Annotated in this window: 9 protein-coding genes; all 9 read right to left on the bottom strand. The window is 70.3% G+C overall.

Annotated features, from left to right (window positions below):
* Window positions 1-1,407 (bottom strand): phage portal protein (locus ACXAGC_RS19940; RefSeq protein WP_474846671.1); only part of this gene is annotated, 1,407 nt, incomplete at its 3' end.
* Between the two features lie 17 nt (window positions 1,408-1,424).
* Window positions 1,425-2,921 carry a terminase large subunit domain-containing protein gene (locus tag ACXAGC_RS19945; protein ID WP_474846673.1) on the bottom strand — a complete coding sequence of 499 codons (1,497 nt, stop codon included), beginning with the start codon at window positions 2,919-2,921 and terminating at the stop codon, window positions 1,425-1,427.
* The gene (locus ACXAGC_RS19950; protein WP_474846675.1) at window positions 2,890-3,318 is read right to left on the bottom strand and encodes a hypothetical protein; all 429 of its coding nucleotides are present in this window, start codon (window positions 3,316-3,318) and stop codon (window positions 2,890-2,892) included. The genes ACXAGC_RS19945 and ACXAGC_RS19950 overlap by 32 nt, the downstream gene beginning before the upstream one ends.
* Window positions 3,319-3,456: 138 nt before the next feature.
* A complete protein-coding gene (locus ACXAGC_RS19955; protein WP_474846677.1) occupies window positions 3,457-3,750 on the bottom strand; it encodes a hypothetical protein in 294 nt (97 codons plus the stop codon).
* Window positions 3,751-3,909: 159 nt separating this feature from the next.
* Window positions 3,910-4,125, bottom strand: a complete 216-nt coding sequence (locus ACXAGC_RS19960) for a hypothetical protein (protein ID WP_474846679.1) — start codon at window positions 4,123-4,125, stop codon at window positions 3,910-3,912.
* A 493-nt stretch (window positions 4,126-4,618) separates the two neighbouring features.
* Complete coding sequence (locus ACXAGC_RS19965) at window positions 4,619-5,401, bottom strand: hypothetical protein (RefSeq protein ID WP_474846681.1); 783 nt, start codon at window positions 5,399-5,401, stop codon at window positions 4,619-4,621.
* Window positions 5,402-5,564: 163 nt separating this feature from the next.
* Window positions 5,565-5,909, bottom strand: a complete 345-nt coding sequence (locus ACXAGC_RS19970) for a VRR-NUC domain-containing protein (protein WP_474846683.1) — start codon at window positions 5,907-5,909, stop codon at window positions 5,565-5,567.
* Window positions 5,906-6,946, bottom strand: a complete 1,041-nt coding sequence (locus tag ACXAGC_RS19975) for an HNH endonuclease (RefSeq protein ID WP_474846685.1) — start codon at window positions 6,944-6,946, stop codon at window positions 5,906-5,908. Before ACXAGC_RS19975 ends, ACXAGC_RS19970 begins: the two co-directional genes overlap by 4 nt.
* Window positions 6,947-7,058: 112 nt before the next feature.
* Window positions 7,059-7,241 (bottom strand): hypothetical protein (locus tag ACXAGC_RS19980; RefSeq protein ID WP_474846687.1); only part of this gene is annotated, 183 nt, incomplete at its 5' end.

Below are 7,241 nucleotides of genomic sequence, written 5' to 3' on the forward strand. Positions count from 1 at the left end.
CTGCTGGACGGTCGGGTTCGCGGCGGCCGCGGCGAGCGCGTTGGCGCGCAGCATCTGGGCGAGCTCGTCGCCGGTGGCCGCGCGTCGTTCCTCCTTGATCCGTCCGATCTGGGCCTCGTCGAAGCCGAGCTCCTCGAGGAGGACCTCGGAGTGGGCCGGGAGGATGTCGGCGGCGACGAGCTTCACGGCCCGGTCGCCGGCGGCGGCCTTGGTCGGGGTGGAGGCGTCCGACCAGTTGGCGTGCAGCCCGGTGAGCTCCTCGGGGATCGTCCCGTCGCGGACCAGGATCGCGTCGAGGACGATGCCGCGCCAGGCGACGCCGAAGGAGCTCTGGCGCCGCTCGGCGCGCTTGACGTGGCGGGCCTCGACGGCGTGGATCTGGTCGGCCGAGGCGGGGTTCTCGGTGACGAATCCCAGGTAGTGGGCCGGGAGGCTGGCCTCGCCGGCCACGAGCTGGGAGTACATCTTCACGAGCTCGACGTAGGGCGTCGGGGAGGCCGCGCCGAACTCGCCGACCTTGGGCAGCTCCTCGGCGTCCTCGTCGGCGGTCAGGGCCAGGAAGCGGCCCATGTAGGACTTCCAGGGGTTGACCTGGTTGCCGGCGGCGTCCTGGAAGGCCTTCTCATCGGCGCCGAGGATGTAGCGCTGCGGGGCGGCGTAGAACTCACGCGCCACCTCGGCCCCGAGCAGGGTGCGCATGGCCGAGGAGGTGTAGGAGATGATCGGGCGCGTGATCTCGGACCGGCCCCACTGGCGGGAGCCGCGGGAGCGGTTGACCAGGCGGCGGACCATGGGCCGCGGCAGGTCGTGCTCTTCGCGGTCGACGACGGTCCAGTCGGTGGAGTTGTTGATCCGCTTGACCTTGATGGTCTGTCCGGCGATGTAGAGCGTCGCGTCGGAGGCCCGGCCGTTGTCGCCCCAGGTGACGCCGGCGGCCGCGGTGAGGGCCCGGCGGCGCGGGTCGTAGATCCCGGAGAAGTTCTCCGGGGACTCGAAGGTGATCAGAGGGTCGGGCTCCCCGTCGGCGCCGGTGGAGGCGGTGAGGAAGGCCACGCCGTGGACCAGGGCGTCGATGTGGGCCTCGGAGTAGAGCAGCTCGAGCTCGTTGTCGGCCCAGATCTTGTCGATGCCGTACTCGGCGAGGTCGAGCCCGGGCAGGGTCATGCCCTTGAGGTCCAGCCGCTCCTCGAGGGCGTCGACGACCAGGCCCGGCCAGCCCACGGCCTGCAGGGTGTTGCGCAGCTGCGGGGGCGTGGCGATGCCGAGGTCCTTCACGGCCTGGTGGGCCTCGTAGTAGTCCCGGCGGGCGCGGTTGTAGGGGCGGTTCTTCTCGATCCGCTCCACGATCTGGTCCAGCAGGGACATCTCCTGCAGGGACAGCTGCGTCAGGCGGTTGAACTCGGCCACGTGCACCAGCCCCTTTCCTAGAAGACGATCACTCGGCTCTTGCGGTCGTTCCGGTCCTGGCCGGGCCGGCGGTTCTTGCGGGTCAGCCCGACGAGGGCGTGGGTGCAGCCCACGAGCGGGGAGATGTCGGCGAGCACGTTCTTGCGGGACCAGACCCAGGCGGAGTCGCCCAGGGGACGCTTGCGCGCGGCGGCCACGGCCTCGTCGAGCTCCTGCTGGCCGGTGTGCACCAGCCGCTGGGCGTCGTCGTCGAGCTGCTCGTCGGTGGTCTCGCGGTGGATCAGGTCGAAGACCAGTCCGCAGGCGTTGGCGTACTCGCGCATGTTCAGCGGCTTGGTGCGCACCCCGGCGCGCTTGAAGTCGTCCTTGAGCGCGCCGGCGGCCGAGCCCTCGTCGAGGACGAACTCGACCGGGGACCAGCGGTCCTGCAGCTCCTTGGCCCGGGCGGCGACCCAAGCGGTGCCGGGGCGACGGTCGATGACCTCGAACTGGATGTCGCCGTTGGCTTTGTAGGAGGCGGCGTAGATGCCGGCGGAGTCACGCGAGGGCGGGACGTCGACGGCGAAGGCGAGGGTCTCGCCCATCTGGGAGTACCGGTCGGTGAGCTCGCGCCAGGCGTCGAGGTCGATGATCGCCTCGGCGGCCGTCTCCTCGCGGATCCCCAGCCGCTCCCGGCGCCAGGCGTCCTCGCCCAGGTCCGGGTCGTTGAGGAAGGTGCGCAGCTCGTCGGCGATGTATTCCAGGGACACGCGGATGTTCAGCGCCGGGTTGGCGATGTAGCGGGCCTCGATGTCGTAGGTGTCGGTCTTCTTCGGGACCGACCACTCCATCCAGGCCAGCCGCCCCGGGTCCTCGCCCAGGGCCCGCTCCCGGGTGCCGTTGAGCACGGTGGAGTCGATCATCCCGGCCGAGGAGGTGTACCAAATCTGCGGGTTGCCATCCATGGACCGGGCGGCCATGGTCGGCACGATCGCGGCGATCATGTCGGAGGAGACCTTGTAGGCCTCGTCCAGGATGATCAGGTCCCCGGTGAAGGCCCGGCCGGAGCCGGAGGAGCGGGCGAGGAAGCGGACCACGGAGCCGTCGCGCAGGGTGATGGAGAGGTCGTCGGAGCCGTGCAGGATGCCGTTGGACTTCCCCGAGGGCTTCAGCTGGGCGGCGAGCGCGGGGGTGTCCTCGATGAGCTTTTCGAGGCGGCGGAAGATCTGCTTGGCGGCCTTGAACTCGTGCGCCGAGTAAATGATCGTCTTCGTCTCAGCACTCATGAAGAGGTGCCACAGGATCAGCGCCTCGAGCGCTGCAGACTTGCCGTTCTGTCTGGGCACCTCGAGGCCGACCTCGAAGGCGGAGTACTTCCCATCGGGCCGGCAGCGGGTGCCGACCTTGAGGATGTGCTTCTGCCAGGGGTCCAGGAAGAGGCCGGCGACCTTGGCGATCGCCACGATCTCGGCGGCCTTGTTGGTCACCCCGGGCGGGGCGATCTCAATCCTCGGTGTCTGGGCTCCCGTTCTCACTCTGCATCGCCTTCCGGACTGCGTCGGCCAGTCCCTGCCCGGCGGTGGCGCCGTCCTGCTTGTCGAAGGTGCGGATCTCGACGAGCAGCCCGCGCATCTCGCGCACCAGGGCGGCGACCTCGCGCGGCATCGCCGAGGGCAGGGCGCCGTTGAGGTAGGTGTAGAGCCGGACGTACTCGGCCTTGAAGTCGATCTCGCCGGCCTCGGTCCGCACGACGTCTCGGAAGGCCTCGGCCGGCAGGCGGTCGGCCATCGTCTCCTGGGGCTTGGGGTTCCCGCGCTTCTCGGCGCGGTAGTCGGCCATGGCCCGCTTGCACTCGTCGCAGGCGTCCTCGCCGTGGGCGCGGTGGCGGTTGTAGGCCGCCGGGGTGCCGCACGGCTTCAGCTCGCGAGCCATGCAGACCCCCTAGTCAGAACGCGAATGGTGAACGTGAACAAACAGCGGTTCAGCGTGTAAAAAATGCGACTATGCCGCGAGACTCGCCTCGGAGCCGGCAGGGGGTGAACCCCCCACCCCGGGACACGGGAACCGGACTCACCAGGACCGGGATGTCACTGGCACCGGCACCGACTTCAGCTCCTTGGCATTGGACCTGCGGGAGTTGCATCCGCGGTGCGCCGGCATCAGCTTCCCGAGCAGGGCACCGCCCTTGGCGAGCTCCTCGACGTGGTCGGCGGTGAAGGACATCGCGTGCTTCCAGTGCAGCCTTGTGTCGATGCTGCGGTGACAGACCCAGCACGGCAGATCCTCCCGAGCCGTGCGCCGCTTCAGAGCCGCGGCTTTCGCCTGGTACTTCCGATCGTTGTACGGCGTGCGCTTCTTGCTCATGCCGCGGCCTCACCTGGATCAGGACCGAAGTCATCCGAGCCCCACGGGATGAAGCCCAGCGTCGACTCCTTCGGGGTCCGCTCGTGCGCGCATCTCCAGCACCACGGACCAGTCACCGCAGGGACACCGCACCGGCACGTCCTGACCGAGACCACGAGATCACCACCCGGGCCGGGACCGGCGTCGCTCCCGGTCCACGTTGCCGATCGCCTGATCCGCGGTCGGGTCCGAGTAGGTCCGCCGCTCTGGTTCCTCCCGGGCGGTGTACGGGTTGTTGCCCGCGGCCCGCAGGCGCCGCAGCGTCTGCTCCCCGCGGGCGTGCTCCACTCGGGCCTGCATCTGCAGCCGGGCGTACAGGTCAGGGTCGGTCGCCATGTCGGCCTCCGGGAACTCGAAGTAGGTGGCCTCATCCGGCTCGCGCCCCAGCTGGCCAGGCTGGCAACCCATCGGCGGTGGTGGTCGGTAGCGAAGCGCCCGGTGCCGGTGGTTGGTTGGATGCGGCGAGCAGGTCCGGCCCAGTGGCATGCGAGGACCACCGGTTTCGGTGCCGGCCTTCGGCCCGCCCGAGCGGGTTGACGTTGACTCGCCGCAAGTCTGAGCGCCGGCCCCGCCCTCGGGGGATGAGGGCGGGGCCGGGCGGACAGCCTGGTGGGCACACCCACGACAGATGCGCGGGGCACTCGCTTTGAAGACCAGGCCGTGGATCCCGCGCGCGCCCGGGCTGCGTTGTCCGGCAGGCATAGCGCGGGAGTAGGAGCGGCGCTCGCGGCGCCGGGCATGACGAGGGCCCCGGGAGCAGGTGCTCTACCGGGGCCCTTCGACAGCTATCTCTATTCAAACGCAGATTAACGTAGATCCGCCCGGGTGTCTATGCAGCATCATCAGTCACGTGCTCAGGACGAGGCGCCCGACCCGGCAGCGGCCGGCGCTTCACCATCTCCCACGCCACCATCACCTCGCCCACCCGGTACAGCTTCGCCCGCCCGCGCTCGCCGACCGCGTGCACGATCCCGCGAGAGGCCCACTCCCGCACCTGCGCATCGCTGAGCCGAGCACCCAGCGCCCGGGTGAAGTACGAGGCGATCTCCGCCGGTGTGCCCTCGACGTCCTGGGCATCCTGATCCCGGCCCGCCAGCGTGGCCGCCACATCCCACTCCCGCTCGCACACCCGGCAGGTGATAGTCCCGTCGGTGCGGTGCGTCGCCAGCGGCGCACCGCACTCGCACACCCCGATGACCCGCCGCTCCGGCGCCCGGTCCATGCACCGCCGCGCCCTGCGCAACGCCTCGGCGAGATCCCGGGACGAGGTCTGCACGCCCGGCTGGAGCACCAAGCGGCCGAGGCCGTTCAGCGCTCGGACCGCGAAGTGCGCGTCGGGGTCGTCGTAACGGTGACGGGACTGCGGGTCGGCGTCCCCGGCCACGGAGCGCAACAGGTAGCGCAGCTCCTCGGCGGCGAAGGACGCGGTCTCGTTGAAGACATGGCGCTCGCCGGTGCCGCCTCCTCCGCCCTGCTTGGCCTGGCCGGTGACGGTGTCCTCGAGATCGTGGAGCACGCCGGGGGCGGCCAGGATGTCGGCGCGCAACTGGTCCTCGTGGCGGGTGCAGAGGTAGCCGGTTGGGGCGGGGGTGTCGCAGTGGCAGGTGGTCATGGCTTCTCCTGGCAGTCGGGGCAGGGGGTCGGGTGGGAGTACACGGTGGCGAGGTGGTAGCAGTCCATGTGCCCGTCCTCGTGGTGGAAGTACTCGGTCGGACCGCCGCGCCACCGGGTGGCGGGATGTCCCTGGATTAGTTGGCCGCAGTGGGCGCAGAGGGTCATGACCGGAGGTCCTGTTCGATGAGGCCGGAGAGGTAGTCGTAGGGGCGCCACACGGCGGCGTCGGATCCGCCGGCGGTGAGGCCGTCGATCCACTTGAGCTGGTCCGGGGAGACGCGGCCGGTCTCGGTCTTGAGCTCCCGGAAGATGGTGCGGCCCCGGGTGGGGTGGACGAGCACGAGGTCGGGGAAGCCGGGGGCGGAGCGCCGGGAGTCGTGGGTGTGGTACTGAAGCCACCAGCCATGGCCGAAGGCACGTTGCAGCAGGAACTTCTGGAACTCGGCCTCGGTCCACCGGTACATCGGATCGTTGGGTGAGGGCTTGGTCTTCTTGGTGGTGGTCACTTCCTCTTCCTCCTGCGGGGCCTCTTGCGCTTGCCTGGTCGTGGTGAGTCTGTGGATGGGTTCTCGTGCCGGCTCTCCTTGGGGGGTGGGATCAGATCGGCTCCCGTCCCGTCCTGTCCTGGCCTGTCCCCACCTGACCCGGCCCGGCCCGCCCCGTCCCGTCCCGGCAAATCCAGATCCGCGATAGCTGACATCTGGTCGGATCTGCCCGAATCTGCCGGATCGGGTTCTGGTGCCTGCTCCGCTGGTGGTTCCGGGGCCGGATCCGGCCGCTGCTCGAGCGTCTGCACCGCGGGTGCGGGAGTCGTCGCCGAGTGGGCTGCGGGCCCGGTGCCGTCGTCCTTCGGGGCGGGGCGGGGGCGGGTCTTGCGGGCGCCGTCGGTGGCTTGCACGTGCTCGCCGTGGGCGGCCAGCCATGCGGCGCTGTGGGCCGTGTAGTAGGGCTTGGACGGGATCGGGTAGAGCTCCTTCTCCCACGACGCCAGATCGTCCTGGCGGGCGCTGTTGCAGGTCTTGCAAGCCACCACGAACGTCTCCGGGGTGGCGGCCTTGCCCGGGATGAGGTGGTCGTAGGTGCCACCGCGGGCGGACTTGCGGTCGCGCCAATTCACGATGACCCCGCACCAACGGCAGCCGTCGCCGTCACGCAGACGGACCGGGACCGTGAGCGCGATGTTGCGCGCGTCGCGGTTGCGCTGGTTCGCCCAGTCACGGGCGGAGCGGGGGATCATGTGGAATAGCTCCTCGTCCTCCACCAGGCGCAGGGCCTCGGAGCCGTCCTCGAGCTCGACGCGGTTGGCGTACCCCGCGGAGACTGCCTGGTCCGCCAGCAGCTGCCACCGGGACATCCCGGCGATCTGCTTGAACGGGCCCAGGCGGATGACGTAGTCACCCTCGAAGGCCGCCACGTAGGCGGCGCACCGGGACATGCACCCGAACAGCTCGTTGACCGTGCGGTCATCGGCTTGGGGGTGCTCCAGTGCCTGGAACACCGCCGGGTGGGAGTGGGACGCGTCCGAGGACTTCAGCCAGGACATCAGGCACCCACCTCCGTCGCCGCCACGGGGGCGGCCGGGACCCGCTCGACGGCCAGGCGGCCGGAGTCAGGGCGGTGGGTGCATGGTGCTGGTGGAAGCATCTCGGAGTCTCCTAGCGAGCGCGGTGGATCAGGACAGTGGTGGCGGGGTCCAGGCGCCGGGAGCTGGTGCGGCCGTCGCGGTAGCGGAAGGCCAGCGCCACGGAGTCCGGGTAGACCTCGGCGCCGGTCAGCGTGACCAGGCCCGGGCCGCCGTCGGCGCCGATGCTGATCAGCCGCCCCGCGTAGGCCTCTGT

The sequence above is a fragment of the Alteromonas sp. AWJ4_197 genome (assembly GCF_056160285.1).

Excerpts from the sequence above, each read along its gene's own strand:
- ACXAGC_RS19950 (WP_474846675.1), bottom strand. The coding sequence starts at position 3,318 with ATGGCTCGCGAGCTGAAGCCGTGCGGCACCCCGGCGGCCTACAACCGC.
- ACXAGC_RS19955 (WP_474846677.1), bottom strand. The coding sequence starts at position 3,750 with ATGAGCAAGAAGCGCACGCCGTACAACGATCGGAAGTACCAGGCGAAA.
- ACXAGC_RS19960 (WP_474846679.1), bottom strand. The coding sequence starts at position 4,125 with ATGGCGACCGACCCTGACCTGTACGCCCGGCTGCAGATGCAGGCCCGA.
- ACXAGC_RS19965 (WP_474846681.1), bottom strand. The coding sequence starts at position 5,401 with ATGACCACCTGCCACTGCGACACCCCCGCCCCAACCGGCTACCTCTGC.
- ACXAGC_RS19975 (WP_474846685.1), bottom strand. The coding sequence starts at position 6,946 with ATGTCCTGGCTGAAGTCCTCGGACGCGTCCCACTCCCACCCGGCGGTG.